This window comes from Bradyrhizobium murdochi (genome assembly GCF_000472965.1).
GTDB lineage: Bacteria > Pseudomonadota > Alphaproteobacteria > Rhizobiales > Xanthobacteraceae > Bradyrhizobium > Bradyrhizobium murdochi.
Genome location: NZ_AXAU01000019.1, coordinates 69,908 through 90,299, shown reverse-complemented (window position 1 = coordinate 90,299; position 20,392 = coordinate 69,908). Strand labels below are relative to the sequence as shown.

At 63.4% G+C, this 20,392-nt stretch carries 19 protein-coding genes and 1 pseudogene; 5 read left to right on the top strand and 15 right to left on the bottom strand.

Annotation, left to right across the window (positions count from 1 at the left end; all coding sequences use genetic code 11):
* Nucleotides 1-104: 104 nt before the first annotated feature.
* Nucleotides 105-2,738, bottom strand: coding sequence for an ATP-dependent helicase (locus YUO_RS0128650; protein WP_028350353.1), 2,634 nt, complete (start codon nt 2,736-2,738; stop codon nt 105-107).
* A gap of 290 nt (nt 2,739-3,028) precedes the next feature.
* Here YUO_RS0128650 and YUO_RS0128640 point away from each other — a divergent pair, with 290 nt between their 5' ends.
* On the top strand, nt 3,029-3,202 hold the full coding sequence (locus tag YUO_RS0128640; RefSeq protein ID WP_028350352.1) for a DUF1328 domain-containing protein: 174 nt from the start codon (nt 3,029-3,031) through the stop codon (nt 3,200-3,202).
* Between the two features lie 76 nt (nt 3,203-3,278).
* Here the strand turns inward: YUO_RS0128640 and YUO_RS0128635 are convergent, their stop codons facing one another.
* Complete coding sequence (locus tag YUO_RS0128635) at nt 3,279-4,121, bottom strand: class I SAM-dependent methyltransferase (protein ID WP_028350351.1); 843 nt, start codon at nt 4,119-4,121, stop codon at nt 3,279-3,281.
* 160 nt (nt 4,122-4,281) lie between these two features.
* On the opposite strand from YUO_RS0128635, the gene YUO_RS0128630 reads away from it, so the two are divergent.
* Complete coding sequence (locus tag YUO_RS0128630) at nt 4,282-5,817, top strand: helix-turn-helix domain-containing protein (protein ID WP_028350350.1); 1,536 nt, start codon at nt 4,282-4,284, stop codon at nt 5,815-5,817.
* An 8-nt stretch (nt 5,818-5,825) separates the two neighbouring features.
* Here YUO_RS0128630 and YUO_RS0128625 read toward each other — a convergent pair whose 3' ends face one another.
* Nucleotides 5,826-6,350 carry a thioesterase family protein gene (locus YUO_RS0128625; protein ID WP_035727877.1) on the bottom strand — a complete coding sequence of 175 codons (525 nt, stop codon included), beginning with the start codon at nt 6,348-6,350 and terminating at the stop codon, nt 5,826-5,828.
* A gap of 87 nt (nt 6,351-6,437) precedes the next feature.
* Here YUO_RS0128625 and YUO_RS0128620 point away from each other — a divergent pair, with 87 nt between their 5' ends.
* Entirely contained in the window at nt 6,438-7,850 is a 1,413-nt protein-coding gene (locus YUO_RS0128620; protein ID WP_035727874.1) for an FAD-binding oxidoreductase, read from the top strand.
* A gap of 42 nt (nt 7,851-7,892) precedes the next feature.
* Here the strand turns inward: YUO_RS0128620 and YUO_RS0128615 are convergent, their stop codons facing one another.
* Nucleotides 7,893-8,816, bottom strand: coding sequence for a LysR substrate-binding domain-containing protein (locus tag YUO_RS0128615; RefSeq protein ID WP_035727849.1), 924 nt, complete (start codon nt 8,814-8,816; stop codon nt 7,893-7,895).
* 9 nt (nt 8,817-8,825) lie between these two features.
* Between YUO_RS0128615 and YUO_RS0128610 the strand changes: the two genes are divergently transcribed.
* Both YUO_RS0128610 and YUO_RS0128605 read left to right on the top strand, forming a co-directional pair.
* A complete protein-coding gene (locus tag YUO_RS0128610; protein ID WP_235782853.1) occupies nt 8,826-10,301 on the top strand; it encodes an MFS transporter in 1,476 nt (491 codons plus the stop codon).
* Nucleotides 10,302-10,561: 260 nt separating this feature from the next.
* Nucleotides 10,562-11,260, top strand: a complete 699-nt coding sequence (locus YUO_RS0128605; protein WP_028350345.1) for an outer membrane protein — start codon at nt 10,562-10,564, stop codon at nt 11,258-11,260.
* A 65-nt stretch (nt 11,261-11,325) separates the two neighbouring features.
* Here YUO_RS0128605 and YUO_RS0128600 read toward each other — a convergent pair whose 3' ends face one another.
* The 11 genes and pseudogenes from YUO_RS0128600 to YUO_RS0128535 form a co-directional block, all read right to left on the bottom strand.
* Nucleotides 11,326-12,312: a hypothetical protein gene (locus tag YUO_RS0128600; RefSeq protein WP_028350344.1), complete on the bottom strand. Its 987-nt coding sequence runs from the start codon at nt 12,310-12,312 to the stop codon at nt 11,326-11,328.
* Nucleotides 12,309-13,091: a creatininase family protein gene (locus YUO_RS0128595; protein WP_028350343.1), complete on the bottom strand. Its 783-nt coding sequence runs from the start codon at nt 13,089-13,091 to the stop codon at nt 12,309-12,311. Before YUO_RS0128595 ends, YUO_RS0128600 begins: the two co-directional genes overlap by 4 nt.
* A 23-nt stretch (nt 13,092-13,114) precedes the next feature.
* Nucleotides 13,115-13,900 carry an HvfC/BufC N-terminal domain-containing protein gene (locus YUO_RS43990; protein ID WP_051379692.1) on the bottom strand — a complete coding sequence of 262 codons (786 nt, stop codon included), beginning with the start codon at nt 13,898-13,900 and terminating at the stop codon, nt 13,115-13,117.
* Nucleotides 13,897-14,802, bottom strand: coding sequence for an MNIO family bufferin maturase (bufB, locus tag YUO_RS0128585; RefSeq protein WP_083754753.1), 906 nt, complete (start codon nt 14,800-14,802; stop codon nt 13,897-13,899). Before bufB ends, YUO_RS43990 begins: the two co-directional genes overlap by 4 nt.
* A 261-nt stretch (nt 14,803-15,063) precedes the next feature.
* Nucleotides 15,064-15,321 (bottom strand): BufA2 family periplasmic bufferin-type metallophore, encoded by a 258-nt coding sequence (gene bufA2, locus YUO_RS0128575; RefSeq protein WP_028350341.1) that lies wholly within the window; start codon nt 15,319-15,321, stop codon nt 15,064-15,066.
* Nucleotides 15,322-15,514: 193 nt separating this feature from the next.
* Nucleotides 15,515-15,778: a BufA2 family periplasmic bufferin-type metallophore gene (gene bufA2 / locus YUO_RS0128570; protein ID WP_197520947.1), complete on the bottom strand. Its 264-nt coding sequence runs from the start codon at nt 15,776-15,778 to the stop codon at nt 15,515-15,517.
* Nucleotides 15,779-16,063: 285 nt separating this feature from the next.
* Nucleotides 16,064-16,822: pseudogene (locus YUO_RS44340) on the bottom strand (IS5 family transposase).
* Between the two features lie 250 nt (nt 16,823-17,072).
* Complete coding sequence (locus tag YUO_RS0128555) at nt 17,073-17,582, bottom strand: methyltransferase family protein (RefSeq protein WP_028350339.1); 510 nt, start codon at nt 17,580-17,582, stop codon at nt 17,073-17,075.
* A gap of 382 nt (nt 17,583-17,964) precedes the next feature.
* The gene (locus YUO_RS0128545) at nt 17,965-18,510 is read right to left on the bottom strand and encodes an RNA polymerase sigma factor (protein ID WP_051379699.1); all 546 of its coding nucleotides are present in this window, start codon (nt 18,508-18,510) and stop codon (nt 17,965-17,967) included.
* 5 nt (nt 18,511-18,515) lie between these two features.
* The gene (locus YUO_RS0128540; RefSeq protein ID WP_028350337.1) at nt 18,516-18,722 is read right to left on the bottom strand and encodes a YgaP family membrane protein; all 207 of its coding nucleotides are present in this window, start codon (nt 18,720-18,722) and stop codon (nt 18,516-18,518) included.
* Between the two features lie 389 nt (nt 18,723-19,111).
* Entirely contained in the window at nt 19,112-20,326 is a 1,215-nt protein-coding gene (locus YUO_RS0128535; RefSeq protein ID WP_283806431.1) for a beta-L-arabinofuranosidase domain-containing protein, read from the bottom strand.
* Nucleotides 20,327-20,392: the final 66 nt, after the last annotated feature.

Sequence of the window (20,392 nt, the reverse complement as noted above, 5' to 3'; positions counted from 1 at the left end):
GCGTCGAAGCGGCGCTTTGGCCGGGTCGAGGCGGGGAGGGGTGGGAACCGGGAGATAGGAACGTTTTGCCACCTATGCAATCGCGCGGGGAAAAATTATCGCCCCTACACCCGCTCCACGAAACTATCGACCACCTTCTTCTCGCCGGCCTTTTCGAACGCAATCGTCAGCTTGTTGCCGTCTATCTTCACCACGTGGCCATAGCCGAACTTCTGATGGAAGACGCGATCGGCCAGCGAGAATTCTGAAACCGTGCCGGTGGATTTCGCGACCAACTCGCCTTCGATCACGATCGGGCCGCGCTTGTTGCGCGAGAAGCCGCCTGAAAATGACGACTGGCTTTCCTCAAACCCGCCGCGGGCCTGACCGCTGCGGCCGCCCTGGTTGCGGTTGCGATTGGCCTGCGCGCGCTGCCAGCCCGGCGTCGTATAGCTGGAGCCGAAGGATTCGACATTGTCGAAACGCGACGGGCCGTAGCCGCCGGCACCGCCCCAGCCGGAGCCGCCTTTCGATTCCGTGATCTCGACATTGGCCGATGGCAGTTCGTCGAGGAAGCGCGACGGGATCGTGGTCGTCCAGGTGCCGTGGATGCGGCGGTTGGTGGCGAAATAGAGTTTGGCGCGGCGGCGGGCGCGCGTCAGGCCGACATGGGCGAGGCGGCGCTCTTCCTCGAGGCCGGCGCGGCCCTGTTCGTCAAGCGTGCGCTGGCTCGGAAACAAGCCTTCCTCCCAGCCCGGCAGGAACACGTTGTCGAATTCGAGCCCCTTGGCCGAATGCAGCGTCATCAGCGACACCGCCTCGTCGCTGGCCTCACCGTCGCGGTCCATCACCAGCGAGATGTGTTCGAGGAATCCTTGCAGGTTCTCGAATTCCTCCATCGAGCGCACCAGTTCCTTCAAATTGTCGAGCCGGCCGGCGGCGTCGGCGGAGCGGTCCTTCTGCCACATCTCGGTATAGCCGCTCTCGTCGAGCACGATTTCGGCGAGCTCGGTATGCGCGGTCACCTCGCGCTGGGCGCGCCAGCGGTCGAATTGCAGAATGAGATCGCGCAGCGCGCCACGCGCTTTCGGTTTCAATTCGTCGGTTTCGACCACGGCGCGCGCGGCTTCGAACAGCGGCATGCGCCGCTTGCGGGCGTGGTCGTGCAGCAACTGCACGGTGGCGTCGCCAAGCCCGCGCTTCGGGACATTGACGATGCGTTCGAAGGCAAGGTCGTCGGCCGGCGAATTGATCACGCGCAGATAGGCCAGCGCATCGCGGATTTCGGCGCGCTCGTAGAACCGCGGACCGCCGATCACGCGATAGGGCAAGCCGAGGGTAACAAAACGATCTTCGAATTCGCGCATCTGGAACGAGGCCCGCACCAGGATCGCGACCTCGTTGAGGTTTTCGCCCGCGCGCTGCAGCTCCTCGATCTCCTCGCCGATGGCGCGGGCTTCCTCTTCCGAATCCCAGGAGCCTGTGACCGTGACCTTCTCGCCGTCGACATCCTCGGTGCGCAGCGTCTTGCCGAGCCGGCCTTCGTTGTGCGCGATCAGATGCGAAGCGGCGGCGAGGATGTGGCCGGTGGAGCGGTAATTGCGTTCCAGGCGGATGACTTTTGCGCCGGGAAAATCGTGCTCGAAGCGCAGGATGTTGTCGACCTCCGCGCCGCGCCAGCCATAGATCGACTGGTCGTCGTCGCCGACGCAGCAGATGTTTTTGGCCGGGGAGGCGGGGGCGCTCTTCTCCCTCTCCCCGTCCTTCACGGGGTCGAGACGAGCGGAGCTCGCTCTTAGAGGGTTGGGGTGAGGGGCCGTCTCCACGAGCTCAGTCTGCGGAGAGTCCCCCTCACCCGGCGCGCTCTGCGCGCCGACCTCTCCCCGCAAGCGGGGCGAGGTTAGATCCCCCGGGATGATCGCCGACAGCGGTGCGCCCGGGCGCGAGGGCGCCTGCGACAGCAGCCGCAGCCAGAGATACTGCGCGACGTTGGTGTCCTGATATTCGTCGACCAGAATGAACTTGAAGCGGTTCTGGTATTGCCTGAGCACATCAGGGTTTTCGCGAAACAGCCGGATGTTCTCGAGAAGCAGATCGCCGAAATCGGCGGCGTTGAGGATTTTCAGCCGCTCCTGATAGCTGGCGTAGAGCTTGCCGCCTTTGCCGTTGCCGAACATCGCGGCTTCGCCCGATGGCACCTGGCTGGCCGCCAGCCCGCGGTTCTTCCAGCCGTCGATCAGCCCGGCCAGCATGCGCGCCGGCCAGCGCTTGTCGTCGATGTTCTCGGCCTGCAGGAGCTGCTTGAGCAGGCGGACCTGATCGTCGACGTCGAGCACGGTGAAATTGGATTTGAGCTGTACCAGCTCGGCGTGGATGCGCAGGATGCGCCCGCCGATCGAGTGGAAGGTGCCAAGCCACGGCATGCCTTCGACGGCCTGGCCCAGCATCTGGCCCAGGCGGAGCTTCATCTCGCGCGCGGCCTTGTTGGTGAAAGTCACCGAGAGGATTTCATGCGGCCGCGCGCGGCCCTGGCTCAGGATATGGGCGATGCGCGTGGTCAGCACGCGGGTCTTGCCGGTGCCGGCGCCTGCCAGCACCAGAACCGGCCCATCCAGCGTCTCGACCGCCTCGCGCTGCTCCGGATTGAGCCCGTTGAGATATTGCGGGCCAGCGGCGGCCCGCGCACGCGCGGCGATGCCGCCAGCCGCAGGCTGGTGCTCGGGGACGCCGTGATGGGGCAGTTTGCTCGGCTCGGTCATTTCTCGAATCGTCTTGGCCACACGATGGCACCGTGAGGCAGCAAAGGGGAGCCTTCATAGCAGGGATCAAGGGCCATATAGGGCCTGTCCGGCCGTTTTGACAGGTTTTATGCGGTCGCGGTTGCTGGCCCGATTTCGAGGCTTTGCGGCGATTTTGTTCCGCTCGAAACGTCAAATTTCGCGCTTTTGCCGCCCGGAACCATCATTCCCAGCCCGGATTGGTCCCACAGGCGATGTGCGACGCCTCAATCGCCGCCATCGAAGGAGCAACGGGCAATAGAGGTCGTGACATGCTGAGTTGGGTCGTTACGTTTCTGATCATCGCGCTGATCGCGGGTGTTCTTGGCTTCGGCGGTATCGCCGGCGCTTCGGTCGAAATCGCCAAGGCGATCTTCTTTATCGCCGTAATCCTGTTCCTGATCTCGGCGGTGGTCGGACTGGTGCGCGGACGAAGCAATGTCTAGTCAGCCGGCACGGCTGCGCAAAAATTGACGGCGACGGCCAAGGTGGGCCGTCGCCGCAGGGGCTCTCCCGATTCCGTCAGCGTTTGACGATGACGATTTCCAGGTACTCGCTCGGCAGCACCATCGTGCCATCCTCGGCGCGGTTCATCGACGCGATCAGCGTCAGGATGTCGTCGGCGAGGCGGCGCTGGTTGGTTTCATCAAGTGCGGCAAAGGCTTTCAGCGTCGGGCCGTAGTAATTCCTGAACACGTCGAGAAAATGCAGCGGCGAGCGGTAGCGGAACATGAAGTGACGCTTCTCGGCCTTGATAGAAGCGGCCGACGTTCCGAACATCTCCGTGATGCGCGCCTGGGTGCCCCACAGCGCGGGCGATTTCGCGCCCGCCGGCGGCGGCAGATATTTGCCGAGCGTCTTGAACAATTGCCCGATAAAGCCCTCCGGCGTCCAGTTGGCGAGACCGATCTTGCCGCCGCTCTTGCATACCCGCAAAAGTTCGGATGCCGCGCGGTCCTGGTCCGGCGTGAACATCACGCCGAAGGTCGAGAGCACCGCGTCGAAGGTCGCGTCACCGAAGTCCAGAGCTTCTGCGTCCGCTTCCTTGAACTCGACTGACAGGCCTTCGGCTGCGGCACGCGACCGGCCGCGGTCGAGCAGGCTCGGCACATAATCGGTCGAAACGACGTCGCACCAGCGGCGCGCCGCGGCAAGCGTCGCATTGCCGTTTCCAGCAGCGACGTCGAGCACCTTCTGGCCGGCCCGGAGGTCGAGCGCCTCGCACAGCTCTTCGCCGACGATCTGCAGCGTGGTGCCGACAACGGCGTAGTCGCCGGACGACCAAGCGCCGTGTTGCTTGGTTTTCAGGGCGGAAAGATCGATCTGGCCGGGTTGCAGGGTTTGAGCGGCGGCGGATGTAGCCATGTTCTACTCCTTTGAGCGGGTCAATTTGCCGATTTCAGCGTGCTGTCGGCTTAGTCCCCGGGCCCGCCGGATGCCTATCCAGTTCGCGACATGGCTATCCGGAACGTGAACCTTTCCGCTGTTCCCAGGACTCAACCACCAGGGGCCTTCGGAGTTGTGGATGATTGCTGGCCAGACCGCTTTACCGGCGACATCGCCGCTGCCGCGCGGCGTCAGGCGTGCGCTGGACGCGATGCGTGGCAATGTCGGCCACAATTGGCGGCTGACGGAGCTTGCCGCGATCGGCGGCGTATCCGGCAGAACCCTGCAGCGGCAGTTCCTTAGCTTTGTCGGCAAGACCCCGCGTGCCGCGCTTCGCGAGATCGGGCTCGAATGCGCCCGTCGCGAGCTGTTGCAGGGTACGCCTGATATCAAGATCATGGACGTGGCGCTGCGCTGCGGCTTTCCGCATTTCGGGCGGTTCTCGATTGCCTATCGCCACCGCTATGGCGAAACGCCATCGCAGACATTGAAGCGGCAGGAGGTGCTCACCGACGCGCTCGGTGCGATGCCCTCGCTGTTCTTGCCAGCGCGGGACCGGCCGGCGGTCGCGTTGGGCCCGATCGAGGCGGCAAAGGAAAATCTGGTCGTCGCGGCTGACATCGCCGACGATCTCGTCACCGCATTGACCCGCGCCGGAATCGCAGTTGCAACGCGGTCGATGGCGGCGCGCTATCATTTGGGTGGTGCCATCAGGGGATCGGGTGCGCAGACGCACCTGACGATTAGGCTGATCGACACTGAAACCGGCGGCCAGCTCTGGGCGCATCGCGCCGATGGCGTCCTGCGCGGCGAAACCACAACGACGGAACATCTCGTAGCCAGGATCGCGGCGGCGCTGCAGCCATGTTTGCGGCTGGCCGAAATCGATCGCGCGCTGCGCAAGCCGGCCAATTGCCTCGGTGCCCAGGATCTGGCGCTACGGGCGATGCCGGGCGTTCTCTCGCTTGATGCCAATGGCAATGCCCGGGCCCTCGAATTGCTCGAGCGCGCGATGGATCAGGACCCCAACCATCCGCTCGCCATCGCGCTGGCGGCCTGGGCGCATGTCCAGCGCGTGGTCTATCACTTCACCCATGCGCCGCTGCAAGAGCGCGCCCGAAGCCTCGAACTGGCGCATAAGGTAAGGGCGCTGGGCGGCGATGCGACTGTGCTGGCGATCCTCGGCAACGCGCTGTCGCTGCTCAACGAGTTCGATGCCGCCGATCTCGTCACGCGCAAGGCGCTTGCGATGGACGGCGGATCCGCCTGGGCTTGGAGCCGCAGCGGGTGGATCGACGTTTACAAGGGCGATCCGCAATCGGCGGTCGAGCGCTTCAAGATCGCGCTTGATCTCGCTCCCCACGATCCCCTGGCCTTCAACAGCATGGTCGGGATCGGCTGCGCGCTTTTCACCGCCGGTCAATACGCCGAAGGTGCGGCTTGGCAGGAGCGCGCATTGGTCGAACATCCCTCGGCGAGCTGGGTGCATCGAACGCTGTGCCCGGCCTATGTGCTCGCCGGGCAGGCGCCGCAGGCCCGCCGCAGCCTTGGTGCGCTGCGCCAGCACTACCCCGATCTCACGGTAACGGAAGTGCAGCGCGGCATGCCGCCGCTGCCGCCAATTCAGTGCGATCTGGTCGTCGGGGCGCTGCAGGAGGCCGGGCTGCCGGCCTGAATGAGTCGCTATTTCTGGGGCATCGCGACCTTGCGGCCGATCCCCTCGGGCCGCGGCACGGTGGCATGCGAATCCATCACCGCCAGGATGCGCGCGCGAATGTCGGGCGGGAAGGGCGCTACTTTCCGCTGCTTCATGTCCATATGCAGCGTCATGTTTTCCGAAGTCGCGGAGAGCCAACCTTCGGTCGCGTGGCGCAATTCCTCGAACGTGTGCAACCGCTTCTCGTCGGCACCCAACAGATAAACTGAAATCTGAACGGGGTCGCCGAGGTGAATTTCGCGCAGGTAGCGCACGTGGGCTTCCGCAGTGAAGGTCGAGCAGTGGCGCGCCTTCATGTAGGCGGGCCCGATCCCGAGCTGCAGCCACATTTCGTCGATGGCGCGGTCCATCATCACGTTGTAATAGGCCATGTTGAGGTGGCCGTTATAATCGATCCACTGCGGCTCGATCTGCATGACCGAGGACAGGAACGGAGCCGGCGGCAGCGGCATATCTTTCAGGTTTTCCCTGGCGGCGGCAGCGGTCGTCATCATCCATCCCGTTGTCGTTTCGCTATCTTGACCCCATTTATATCCTTTGCCACGGTCCGCTCAAATCCGGGAGGAACTGACGTGGCGATGACGATATCGGGTAGTATGAAGCGGCCGGAGCCGCAGGCGCTGGCAAGCGCGGTCGAGGCGCTGGCGGCGCGGTTCGGCAACCGGCTGATCACCTCGCAGGCGGTGCGCGAGCAGCACGCCCATACCACCACATGGCTGCCGACCCAGCCGCCCGACGCAGTGGTGATGGCGCAGGAAACCGCCGACATCCAGGACGTGGTGCGGATCTGCGCCAAACACGGCGTGCCCGTGATCGCTTTTGGAACCGGTACCTCGCTGGAAGGCCAGGTCAATGCGCCGGCCGGCGGCATCTGCATCGATCTGCGCGACATGAACCGGATTCTCGAAGTTCACGCGGAGGATCTGGACTGCGTGATCCAGCCCGGCGTCACCCGGAAGGCGCTGAACGAGCACCTGCGCGACCAGGGATTGTTCTTTCCGATCGATCCGGGCGCCGACGCCTCGCTCGGCGGCATGACCGCGACGCGGGCGTCCGGCACCAACGCGGTGCGTTACGGGACCATGCGCGAGAACGTGCTGGCGCTGAAAGTGGTGCGCGGCGATGGCGAGATCATCACGACGGGCACGCGGGCGAAGAAGTCCTCGGCCGGCTACGACCTGACGCATCTGTTCGTCGGCGCCGAGGGCACGCTCGGCATCATCTCCGAGCTCACCATCAAGCTCCGCGGCATCCCCGAGACGATCGCAGCCGCGGCCTGCTCGTTCGAGACGGTGCGCGGCGCCTGCCAGGCCACGATCCTGGCCATCCAGACCGGCATTCCGCTGGCGCGGATCGAGCTGCTCAACGCCGAGCAGGTGCGCGCCTGCAACGCCTATTCCAAGCTGACCCTGCCGGAGACGCCGCTGCTGCTATTGGAATTCCACGGTAGCGACATCGAGGTCGCCGAACAGTCCAGGAATTTCGGCGAAATCGCCAAGGAATGCGGCGGCGGCGATTTCACCTGGACCACCAAGCCTGAGGACCGCACAAAGCTCTGGCAGGCGCGGCATGACGCCTATTGGTCCGTCAAGGCGCTGCGGCCCGGCGCGGGCGTGGTGGCGACCGATGTCTGCGTGCCGATTTCACGGCTTGCGGATTGCGTTACCGAGACCGAGGAGGATCTGAAACGGCTGAACCTGCTGTCGCCGATCGTCGGCCATGTCGGCGACGGCAACTTTCACTGCTCGCTGGCTTGCGACGTCGACAACAAGGAAGAAATGGCGCGCGGCGAGGAGTTCATGCATCGCCTGGTCGAGCGCGCGCAATCGATGGGCGGCACCTGCACCGGCGAGCACGGTATCGGGCAGGGCAAGCAGAAATACCTCAAGGCCGAGCTCGGCCCCGAGGCGATCGACGCCATGCGCGCGCTGAAGCAGGCGCTCGATCCGCAGAACATCTTCAATCCCGGCAAGATCGTGCCGGTGGGGTAGGCGGACTCGTTGACGCGGAGCGGACGTCAGCGGCGAGGCACTTCATCGAAAGGATGTTCTTTCCGCTTCCTTGACAACCCAGTCAACAAACAGTGCGACACGCCTGTCATTCGCCAGGGCGGCAGGCCAGCGGACGATGTGCGCCTTGCTGGACGTCATATCCCAGTTTGACGACACGACGCGGCAAAGCCGCTTTTCCGCGAGTGCATCATGAACAAGCAAAGACCTGGCTAGAACGACGCCGCTGCCCTGCAAAGCGGCGGTGATTGCTGTACCGAGATTATCGAAGCGAAGCCCGTGCTGAACGGGAGCCGTGACGCCCAGCCGTTCGAACCACACCGGCCACGACCATTCCGCGCCGTCGTTCCGGCCAACGAGGCCCTTGTGCAGGATTGGTAAAGTGCCGAGCACATGCGGCTCTCGCAACGGGCGCCCGCGCGGCAGCAGAGACGGGATCGCGACCGGGAAAACCATCTCGTCGAACAGCAAGCGCTGCGTCGACGTGGCGCGCGCGCCAGCTTTAGGAATCCATCGGATCTGCACGTCGAGATCGAGGGCGCGCGCTTGAACATCGCTTTCGATGATGCAGAGTTCGATCGCAATATCGGGATATGCGGACGCAAACGCCGTCAGACGCCGCACCAGCCAGTAGTTCGCAAGAGCGGAGCCCAGTCCGATCTTGAGTGTCAGCGGCCGCACCGACGCACGCGAGCGGGCGCGTAGCTCTGCCATCTCGTCAAGCATCCGCCCGAGTCCCTCGGCCAAGGTGGCGCCAGCAGCGGTCGGCAACAGGCCGCCACCTGTACGATCAAGCAACCGCGTGCCCACAAAGCCCTCGAGTTTCTTCAGTCGATGGCTGATCGCGCTCTGCGTGAGCCCCAGCTCACCGGCCGCGAGCGTCATGCTGCGATGGCGCAGCGCCGCGTCGAACGCAATCAGGCCATCAAAAGGAGGAAGGGCACGCATGCCGGCACTATGAGGGATATTCATGGCGATGTGAACAATTGGCGTTGGCAAAAAGCGGCAATCCAAGACACGAGTAGCCGCACGATGACACAGCCGATAAATATCGCAGACAGCGACTCCGGTCGGTCTGCACAATCCATGATGCCGGCCCTGCTCTTAGGGGTGGCGCCCTTCCTGGCCAATTTTGATGTGACGGCGGTAGCCATCGCGTTGCCGACGGTCGCGCATGAACTCGGGTTCGACGTTGCTGGGTACGCGTGGGTCATGGATGCCTACAGTTTGGCCTTCACAGCCTGCTTGTTGTTTGCGGGAGCGTTGGCTGATCGGTATGGGCGACGGCGGGCGATGCTTGTCGGCAATGGCATCTTTGCTCTCGCGTCTTTGGCGTGCGGGATGGCATGGGACGGGCCGACGCTATTGAGCGCTCGCGCACTGCAGGGAATCGGGGCTGCGTTCATCGTGACCGGCGGCCTTGCGCTGATCGCCAGTGTCTATGCGCAGGCAAGGGCGCGCACAGATGCGTTTGCCTTGCTTGGTGTCATGTCCGGCGTCGCCATGGCATTTGGCCCGACGGTTGGCGGACTTGTCTCATCGTGGATCGGCTGGCGCTGGATTTTCCTCATCAACCTGCCAGCCTGCGCTTTGGTCGCGTGGGGCGTACCACGGTGGGTCGCGGAAGCACGCGAGGCGGTGCCCCGGCGGCTCGACATCCTGGGCGTCGTATTGTTTACCTCCGCGCTTACTGCGCTTGTCGAAGCGCTGTTGCATGGCCGCACGTCGACGTCACATTTGGTGGCGGGTCTCGCGCTGAGTGCGGTGTTCTTGGCTGTATTCGCCGTACAGCAGGGAAACCGCGCCGACCCGATCCTCGATCCCGGCATATTCGTTCAACGGGCCATGATCGGAATTGCGATCCTCCTGTGCGCCGTATCGATCGGCTACTGGGCGATCCTCGTCTACTTGCCACTCTTCTTTGCTGCCGCTTTCGGCTGGCCCTCGGAAGTGGCCGGCATCGCGCTGCTGGCGGCCACGTTGCCGATGCTGTTCCTGCCGGCATTGGGCGGCCGGCTTGTCGATCGTCTCGGATGGCGGCTTCACTTCGCCCTGGCGCTCGCAATTTTGGCAGCCGGCAATGCGACCATTGTGATCGCGCTGCTCTCGGATGGTTCAGTGCCGCCGCTAATCCCGACTTTCTGCGGGATCGTCGCGATTGGGGTCGGCGTCGCTTTGGCTCACCCGCAACTGTCCCGCGCGGCCGTGTCGCTTGTGCCGCCGGATCTTGCGGGCTTCGCATCTGCCGTGACGGTCGTCATGCGCCAAGCCGGTTTCGCGGTCGGCATCGCAGTTCTCGGCGCGGCGCTTCACAACCAGGGATCGGCGATCAGCTACATCTGGCTGTTCTCGGCAGCGGCAATGGCCTCAGCGGCGGGGCTGGTCGCGGCGCTCGTCCTACTGCCCGCACCAGCGGCCGCGTCAAAAAAGTAGCGGCGCGGGAAATTATTGGCGCGGCCTGGCTGCGCCCGCGCTCCGCCACCCTCGCGTGAAACCGCAGGTGGCGGACAGGAGGTTGCAACGAGGTTGTTCAATCAAAGATTGTACATTGTGGCGGCCGTCGCAGTTTGGTTCCAAACATAGCCTCGTTTCAACACAGCGCCGCCAGACTTAAACATTGTCGCGCCCGAACTGACCTCTTCAGCTTGTTCCGCAACATGTGTTGCGTGTGTCTTGCGTGATGAGGTGCGTTAATGCGTTTTATTTCCTGGGGGATTGTTGCCGCTTGCGGCTTTTTACTGGCAGGTCCGGCGGCGAGGGCTGCCGAAATCCGTGTTCCGGACCTGCCTTCGCCTCACTACAACTGGACCGGGTTCTATGCGGGCGTTTACGGCGGCGGTGCGTATGCGGCGTGGGCCGCCGATTACTGCCGAAACGGTGCGTGCCGCCATGCGGAGGGACAGGCGGGCGGCTTCGCCGTCGGCGTTTACGGCGGCTACAATTATCAATTCGCCAACCGCTTTGTCATCGGCGCTGAATTCGATTGGGGCAAGTCCACCTCGTCACAGGACGAGCTCGTCTTTGGCGACAGTGCGTTGCTATCGAGATTCGGCGCGTTCGGCTCCGCACGCCTGCGCGCCGGCTACGCGTTCGACCGCCTGCTGGCCTTTGGTGCGGTCGGTGTCGGCGTGGCCAGCATCAGCAACGGCTATCGCTATACGGTTCAGAGAGGGTGTGACACGCTGGAGCAGGCGATCTGGGACGAGCAGGTCAAGGCAGGGCTGATAGCAGGCGTGGGCATCGAGTATGCTTTCACCAAGCATCTGGTCGCGCGCGGTGAATATCTCTATGCCGATTACGGCAGCGCCACGATGTCGAGCCGCGACCGCACCCGGGCTGAATTCCGCAACGAGATGCACTTCGTGCGCGTGGGCGCCAGTTATCGGTTCTGATGCTTCGCTCAGGATGGTCCGGCGGAGATTGCTGCCGGATCATCATGTCGCGCTCATCTAATGCTTTAGCGTACGGGCGGCGCGGTGATCGCCTTGCGGATTGCAGCAAGCGGCGCGGTGTCGTCGAACTCGAGATCTTCGCCAATCCGCTTCAATCCGAGGTCGCGCCACAGCGACGCGAGATCGGGCGTCACCGGCTTCGGCCCCATCTCGTTGTGAAGCCGGGTCAGCACGTCCACGCCAACGGCTTTGTCGGCGGTTGCAAGGATGCGCTCGATCGGCCAGTCCTGTTCGTGGTTGCCGCCGGCGGCGAGCACGCCGCGCATCGCGTCCTGCAGGCCGAGGCGATTGTTGGTGGCCTTGCGGATTTCGATGTCGGCTAGCAGGCAAAACATCGCGCCGCCCCAATATTTCCGCCCCCAGGTGCCGGTGTTGTCGAGGCCCTGGTCGCCGGCCTGCGGCAGCCCCTTCGGCATGTCGCGCATCATCGCCTGCCAGATTTCGCGCGCCGCGAGGTCGCCGGCCTGCACCCGCGCGACCGGCTCGATGTAAACGGCCAGCCCCTCCGACAGCCACGCGTAGCGGTCGGGGATGTCGGGCAGGGCGGTATGCACCATCTCGTGCACCATCACCCAGTCGCGCCGCAAAATATCTTCCGTGGAGTCGCGGCCGAGCGGAATGCGAATGGCGGCGCCGCGATAGCCCCACGTCGTGCCGCCGCGAATGCGCCCACCATCGACGGGCACCAAGAGCAGCCGGAGCGAGTTGACGGGAAATCGCCCGTAATAGGTCGTCACGGCCCGAGCCGACATCCTGATCCAGTCGAGCAGTTTTTCCCTAGGCAGCATGAAGTCGCCCGGCGCGAGCGCGACATGGATGATGCCGCCGGGCACTTCAATATCGGTTTTGGGCAGCCGGTCGAAAGCGTCGTAGGGCATCCGGTCGCGCATATATTCCGATTGCGCATCGGCGCGGAACGAAACGGCGCTTGCCAGCATCGCGGTGATGACGGTGGCGGCTACGGTCCAGCGAAAGGCGCTGGCGACCTTCATCTCAGCACGGTCTGGACCGCGGCCGACCGCTCCTCACCTGGGCGTTGCGCGATGAACGAGGCGGCCTGTTCGTGGAGATCGCCGAGCATGGCGGCGAGCAAGGCTTCGCCCTTGGCCAACGTCGCCCGTGTCGGATCGCCATAGCTGCCGGAGCGGCTGTAATTTGGCGAGTACGGATCCGACGGCGTCAGTGCGCCCGGCGTCTCCTGGTTCAGGGCAGGGCTGGCTTCGGCGCGCGTCATATCGACCAGACGCGGCGCCAGCGCCAGCATCAGCGACGTTTCCAGTTCATCCGCATGGCTGCCATGGCTCTGCTCGGCCAATTGCCTGGCTACGCGCGGATAGCGCGGGCCTTCGTGGATCCACAGATGCCTGATCCGCTCGCCGTCGAGGCGCGCCAGTGCGCGATCGACCGGGGCTAACGTGCTGATCCCGGTATTGAGCACCAGCAGCTTCGGGATTCCGCTGGCGAGAATCAGCCCCGCAATCTCGCGCACCAGCGCCTCGAAGGTCGAAATCGACAGGCTGGTGCTGCCGGCATATTCGACGAAGGCGGGATAATGGCCGTAGGTCAGCGTTGGCCAGATCAGCGCGTCGATCTTTTCCGCCATCCTGGCTGCGAGCCATTCGGCCTGGATGCGGTCGGTGTTGAGCGGGAGATGGAAGCCGTGCTGCTTGGCGGCGGCGCCGATTGGCAATATGGCCACCGCGCCACTACCGATGCGCCGCGCGACTTCATCCCAGTGCATGCGCTCGATGAAGTGGCGATCGGTGTCCATTCCCATTCGCCGAGCGCTCCCCTTCATGAGCCGACGGAAACATCCGTCAAAAGTCCCGCCGTGATCCAGCCGTGCAGATAGCCGGCGCCGCGGCCTGCCGCGCCGTCGGGGTCGTCATAGGTCGCGAGCATTTCGCAGAGCACGCCAAACGGAATGCCGTTCGCGGCCTCATCCCACATCATCGCCTCTTCCGCCGAAAGCTCGCGGAACATCGGCGTGACGTCCTGACGCCAGATCAGAAGATGCGCCGGCTGCTCCAGTACAGTCGCGTCCGGCGGCGTTTCGTCGTTCTTGAGCGCGAGCCAGATCGCAGCCGCATTGGTTGCAAGATCGAGCCTGAAGACACTGGGATGCGGCTGAAACCTCAGGCCCGACCATGCCTCAGGCGCAAAGCGTGCCATGTCGGTCAGTTCGACCACCTTGCTTTCCGCGGCGTCGAAGGCGTCGTTGAGCGCCTTTTCCAGCGCGGCAAGATCGGACAATACGGGATGGTCCGAGTAAGGCTTCGCCGATTTCAAAAACTCCGGCAGGCCTTGCGAGAACCAACGCAGGTTCGGATGCGCGGACGGGCGCGCCTTGACATAAGCGTGCCCCATCTCGTCGAACATCTCGTCGCCGAGATAAAGGTGCAGCAGTTCGTGGTCGTTGCGCATTGCCTCGACCAGCCGCGAACCGTAGGCATAGCGATAGACGCCGAACAGCGTTTCGCGCTTCTCGCGCGGGCTGTCGAGGATTTCAGCCAGCACCGTATCGTCGCCATCGAGGATGCCGCGCTGAAACTCGGCTTGCTGTCGCGCAAAATCGCTCATTCCGCCTGCGTGCACCTCGGCAAGATTTTTTCGGCCATCTCACGGGTCCTGATAACCTCGAGCAACAATTCATCGAGCGGCGGGATGTTATCGTCGCGCTCGATCATGGTCGAGACCCGGCCAAAACGCTTCAACGCCGCGGCATAGAGATCCCAGACATCCTCGCACACCGGATGGTCGTGGGTGTCGATGATATGGGTGCCCATGTGGCTGTGGCCGGCCATGTGAAACTGCACCACGCGATCCGTCGGAATGCCATTGAGGAAAGTTATGGGATCGTAGTCGTGGTTGAAGGCGCTGACAAAGACATTGTTGACGTCGAACAGGAGCCAGCATCCGGAGCGGCGCGACAATTCGGAGAGGAATTCCCATTCCATCATCTCGGAATTGCTGAACTGCACGTAGGTCGAGACGTTCTCGAGCACGATGGCGCGGCCGAGAAAATCCTGCACCAGTTGGACACGGCTGACGACGTGATCGAGCGCTTCCCTGGTGTAGGGGATCGGCAGCAAATCATGCAGGTTCTTGCCGTGCACGCCGGTCCAGCACAGATGGTCCGATACCCATTTCGGCTCGACGCGCCGGGCGAGATCCTTCAGAGCCTGCAGATATTCGAAGTTCGGCGGGGCGGTTGAGGCGATCGACATCGACACGCCATGCATGACCACGGGGTAGCGTTCGCATATCCGGTCCAGCGTGCGCAACGGCTGGCCGCCGGGCAGCATGTAGTTTTCGCTGATCACTTCGAACCAGTCGATCGGCGGATTACCGCTCAGGATTTCGTCGTAGTGCTGATGGCGCAAGCCGAGACCGAAGCCGAGGAAGGGCGGCTTGGCCGATGTCACCTGGCGGTCTGCAAGCGCAGCCGCCGAAGTATCTGGCAATCTGCTTGCGACGTTCATCTCGTCTCCGCTCGAACGGCACCGCAAACGCGCGGCGTGTCCCAAACTGCACCGTCAACCTAGCATGGATGCGAGGCCCGGCCTACACCGGGCCTCGATCGGACCGTCCCCTAGTTCTACTGCGTCATAGCTGCTCAAACTCCTCATCCTGAGGAGCCCGCGAGAAGCGGGCGTCTCGAAGGATGTAGGCCACGAACGGGGCCTCATGGTTCGAGACGCGCTTCGCGCTCCTCACCATGAGGGGCCGATGACGCAGTATAACTAAGACGGCATATACTTGCCCTTGGCGGCGTCGCACTTTTCCTTGGTCATGGCCGAGAAGCCCTGCCCCTTGCAGGCGTTCTGGCCCTTGCATGCGTTGGCCGCGCCCTTACAGGCGCTTTGGCCCTTGCAGGCATTGGCGCCGACGCACTTACCTTCGCCGGCGGCATAGGCCACGGTCGACACGGTGGCGCCGGTCAGGAACAAGGTGGCTGCAGCGGCAGCGAGGGTGGCGCCGGACTTCGAAGTCATCTTCATGGGTTCCTCCAAGGAAGTGTGAGGGTGCATCGCCCGCAAGCCGCGACAGTTCCGGCCGGCAAACTGCGCCCGGAGATAGCTACGTGGCGGGTCTGGATTTAGTTACACGCGAGGCCGACTTTATTTTGGCCGCAGTGTCGAAACAACGAGAGCCCGGCAAACGCCGGACCCTCGTTGCACCTGATCGGAACGATCAGCCCTTGACGAACTTGGCGCCCATGGCGGCGCAAGCCTTCTCTGAGGTCGCCGAGAAGCCCTGCCCCTTGCAGGCGTTCTGGCCCTTGCATGCGTTGGCCGCGCCCTTACAGGCGCTTTGGCCCTTGCAGGCATTGCCGGCCATGCACTTGCCCTGGGCGGCGTTCGCAGGCGTCGACACCGTCGACACCACCGAGCCGGCGAGGAACAGAGTGGCGGCGGCTGCGGCGAGCGTCGCACCGGATTTGGAATTCAACTTCATGACGATCTCCTCGATGATTGTTTGCAGACAGGACGTCGCGCGCATCCGTTGACCGTTCGTTCACGGACCCCCACAACGCAAGCGATGTGACGGATGGCAACCAGGTCGCGGCGGGCTTGCAGAAAACGTCACGCCGCCGTGACCCGACTGTTCATCCATGCCAGCTACGGTGCATCGGGCGATTTGGTTACAGAGTTTCAAAAAAATTTTCTTTTTTTGCGGTTGGTGCGATGCTTCAGCAGATTGGCCGGAATGTCGGCAGTTGATTGCACTGCACAAAGAGATCTAGGGCGCGGACTCTCTAGCCCGCAACCAAATGCGGATTGATGCGAGCTTGACGAATGCCAGATAGTTGGCCGCGAGTTTGTCGTATCGGGTCGCGACACGCCGACACTGCTTGATCTTGTTGAAGAACCGTTCGATCAAGTTGCGCGCGATACAGATATGGGCTGAAGCAGATCGGGTCTTTGCGATTTCGTTTCGGCGGAATGTTTGCCCATGCACCTTGCTGGCGGGCAAGCTCCCTGATCCAGTCTGCATCGTATCCGCGGTCCGCGAGTAACATCGTTTGTGGAAGCAAGGCGCTGAGGAGAGCGGAACACAGCCGATTGTCATGCGCCTCACCCTGCGTGAGAGCGAGATGGACCGGCAGGCCATTGCTGTCCACCACCGCGTGAATCTTGCTGGTCAGGCCACCGCGTGAACGTCCCATATCTTGCTGATTGTTGTCCGCGATACAAGCTCCGTGCTGGTGCACGCGCACGACGGAGGTATCGATCATCTGCACCGCCGGATCATGACCAGCGGCCAGCGCATCCATGATCTGGTCCCAGACTCCCGCCCGCCGCCAGCGAACGATGCGATTATAACAAGTGGTGCGGGGACCAAAGGCCGCTGGCAGGTCGCGCCAGGGCGCGCCCGAACGGAGGACCCAAAAGATGCCATTGAGCACGCGACGATCATTTACACGCCGAACGCCACGCGGTTTGTTCGGCAGCATCGGTTGATGGCGGTCCATTCATAATCGCTGAGTTCGTAGCGCATGATTCGAGGCTCCCGTTTCGGAGCTTGAATCATGTCCACGGCAGCGTGATCAACCCGCAATGGGCCATCGCTGCGTCGCTAATGCCCCTGAATCTACTTCCGCTTTCGGCGGCATAGCTGACATGGCCGGACTTGCTGCTGGCTCGACCCGGTCGCGAATGACCCCAAGCCGACATGGCGCCGCCGCAGCTGCTGCACCTGATCGGGGAGGAGAGGCGCGCTTGGACCTTAGCGAAGGCAGTGCCCGTCGTCATGATGCTCGCGTTACGGGACTCGCCAGCCGTGGAACCCAGCGCGGGACGTTGGCCCGAAAGTCCTCGTACTGCGCGCCAAACGTCTGCTTGAGCGTTGGTTCTTCGTACACCAAGACGAAGACGTGGAAAAAGAGCCAGAGCAGCGCGGCATACCAGAGGAGGCGCCAATCGCCGAATAAAAGTGCTTGACCAAAAATGACAGCAGCGACCCCGACGTAAATCGGATTTCGCACGTAGCGATAGAGACCCGTGACCACCAGCTTCTGTGTCGGCGCGATCGGGGCTGGCGTTCCCAGCCCCTGCAGTGCAAACCGCGCGAACGAATCCACAACTCCGGGCACTCCGGCAATGATCAACATAAGTCCGATGGCGCGGGTCAGTTCAAAGCCGAAAAAAGCCGGCCGGAACTCCCAATGTGTGATCCACCATGGGACGAACCCCGCCAGCACCAAGGGCGCGACGACGAAGAATAGAGCAGAGCCCACTACCGCGATCGTTTTCGGCATGGCACCTCCTTCCCGTCCTGTCGCAAGGCGGTCGGCAAAATTGAACCGTTTGCATCATAGCGCCACGGCGAACACGTAGTGCCCATCTTCATCGGCCACGGCGCGCCAGCCCCGACATCGAGGCGCCGGCTCACGCACGCAAACAACTATCTTATCGTTGAATCGCGACGGCCCTGCGAAAGCGTCTCGACCAAGCCCACAGTCCAGCACATCGGGCATCCGCGTAGCGCGACGAGGGCGGCAACGCCCACGCCCAAAGATAGCCAAGGGTGCGCGGTCTGGTGGACGATGGCCCAAGCGAGTAGCGCCGCTGCAGCTGCGCCGCGCATCAGGTGTGCGCCCAGGAAGGCGCTCCCGAACATGCCGACTCCACGAAAGTAATTCATGTGCTCTCTCGTCCGCTGTCCTTTGTGCCGAGCAGGTATTCGCGCACCAATGTGCGGGCGCGGCGCAGGCGGCTTTTGGCCGCTTCGCGCGTCACGCCGAGCCGCCCGGCGATTTCCCAAATCGTCAGATCTTCGAGATCTCGCAGCAGCAGCACTTCGCGATGGGACGGCGAAAGCGACTCGATCGCATTGACCAAGTCTATGCGCAACTCGTCCGGCGGGACCTTTGCGAGCTCGCGTGACTCTTCCCGGCTGGCGAGCTCCTCGACTCCGCGCATCAGCATCAGCGCCGGCAGCATGCAAAGGCGCGCGATGACGGTCAGCAGCCAGCCGGCGAGTGCGGCTGGACTGCGGATCGTACCCACGCGCCGGTACACGACGATGAGTGCTTCTTGCACCACATCTTCGATAACCGAGGTGCGGTAGCAAAGGCGCCGGGCGTAGCGTCGAATGTCCGGCTGCAGCGCCACCAATAGCTGTGTCAGCGCGTGCCGGTCACCCGACTGTGCCGCGAGCAAGAGATCGTCTGATACGCGCGCCAAGGCAGTCACCCCTTCAGTGGCTCGCGCCCGGCGACGGCGCAGGCAGGGCAATAGCCTAACACGCCGGTGACCAGCGTCACGACACCCGCGCCGCTGAGCAGTAGCCCGAGCGGCGAAGCGTGTAGCGCAACCACGCCGCAGATGAGCATCAAGCCCCCGCCGATCAGCCTGGCCGCGCGCTCCCACCCGCCAACGTTCTTCCTATACCACATGGTTCTGTGCTCCGGTTCGTGACGCGCCGCTATGGCGCATTCACCCAGACAAGAGGGCGCAAACCCGGCGCCGGGGTCGCGACACAAAAAATAATTTGAGGGGGTGGCAGCTTCAGCAGGCTGGCGTGGGCGTCGGGTGCGGGCCTGGGCCGCTGAGGAACGCCGGCATCGGGTCGCCGGGGTGTGGACATATGATCCGGCAAAACTCCCGCCCGCGCCGAAGAGGTGATCGAATAGGACGCTATTTGCTGCACTGCATTAGTCGCCAATGGCGCTTCGCGTCGCTTCGCGTCGCTTCGCCGCGCTGCGGAATCTAGTCGCTATCGGGGCATAGCGGACTCTAGCAAGCCGACTCCCCGGCAGGTTTATGGGTTCGCGGCCTAGTTCACCTAGCCCCGCGCCGGCTTCAGCTTCGCCATCTGCGCGACGGTGGCCCGCAGCTCCTCGGCGTTGAAGGACGGAAACGAGCAGATGCGGTTGCTGCAGGCGAACGCCGCGGGTTCGCCGAGATCGGGATATTCGACGTCGGGGTTGGGCAGCTTGCCCTCGCGCGGATCGAGCCACTCCAGTCGCTTGTAGCGGGCCGGCAGCGCGCGAGCCAGCGCATGCAGGTTTTTCGCGCGGGCGTCATCCTTGTGTCCGACGATTGTCAGGTGGGTTGGCTCCACCGCGAGCTCTTCGTCGGCGAGCAGAACGCCGGGCAGGGGACGCATCATCCCGGCCGAGGCGCCGGCGAGATAGCGCATCGCATGCGCGGCCTCTTCGCGATAGGTCTCGTTGCCGAAATAGCGGTTGAGCAGGTTCATGAATCTGACGACCTGCACTTGATCGTCGATCAGCTTGGCGGGCTTGGCGAGCACGCCGGTTTTGCCTTCCGCTGTCTTCGAGGTCACGAAGCCGCCGGTCTCATCGTGGAAGGTCGCGACGAATTCGCCGGCCTTGGCGGCTCTGGTGAGCCAGTCGCGGTTTCCCGTGGCGGCATAGAGATCGAGGAAGGCCTGGCCCATTGCCAGCGTGTCGCCGATGAATGGCCCGCCGCGATCTTTCTCGCCATGACGGAAGCCGCCATCGGGGAGCGCGCGGTTGTCGATCACCCATTTCGCCGCGCGTTCTGCGATCGCCAGCACCTTCGGATCGTTGGTGACGTTATAGTAGGCCGAAAGCCCCGAGATCGCCCAGCCGTTTTCGCGCGCATACAGGTTCTTGTCGATGCGCGGCATGCCGAGCTTGCGCCGCTCGCCGTCCGATAGCGCGTAGTATGTGTGCCCATCGGTATCGTGATCGAGATCGGCATCCTGGCTGACATAGAACGCGCCCTCGGGGCTCTTGAGAAACTCCGCGAGATAGCGTTCGATGTTGCGTGCGGCAGCAAGATATTTCGGATCCTTCCACAGCGCATAGGCCTGGCTGTATTGCCGGAGATATTGCGCCTGAAACGACATGATCTTTTCGAAATGCGGATGCGTCCAGGAGCCCGCTTCGGAATATTGGTAGACGCCGCCCCAGACCGGATCGATCAGCGCGATCGCGGCGTCAAGCGTCTGCCGGGCGCCCTTGGCCGCTATGGCGTCGCCGGACTCGGCACGGGTGATCGCAAGGTCCATGCTGTCGGCGTCGATGTATTTCTGGTTTTCGCCCCAGCCGCCGAGCTTTTCCTCGTAGGATTCGTC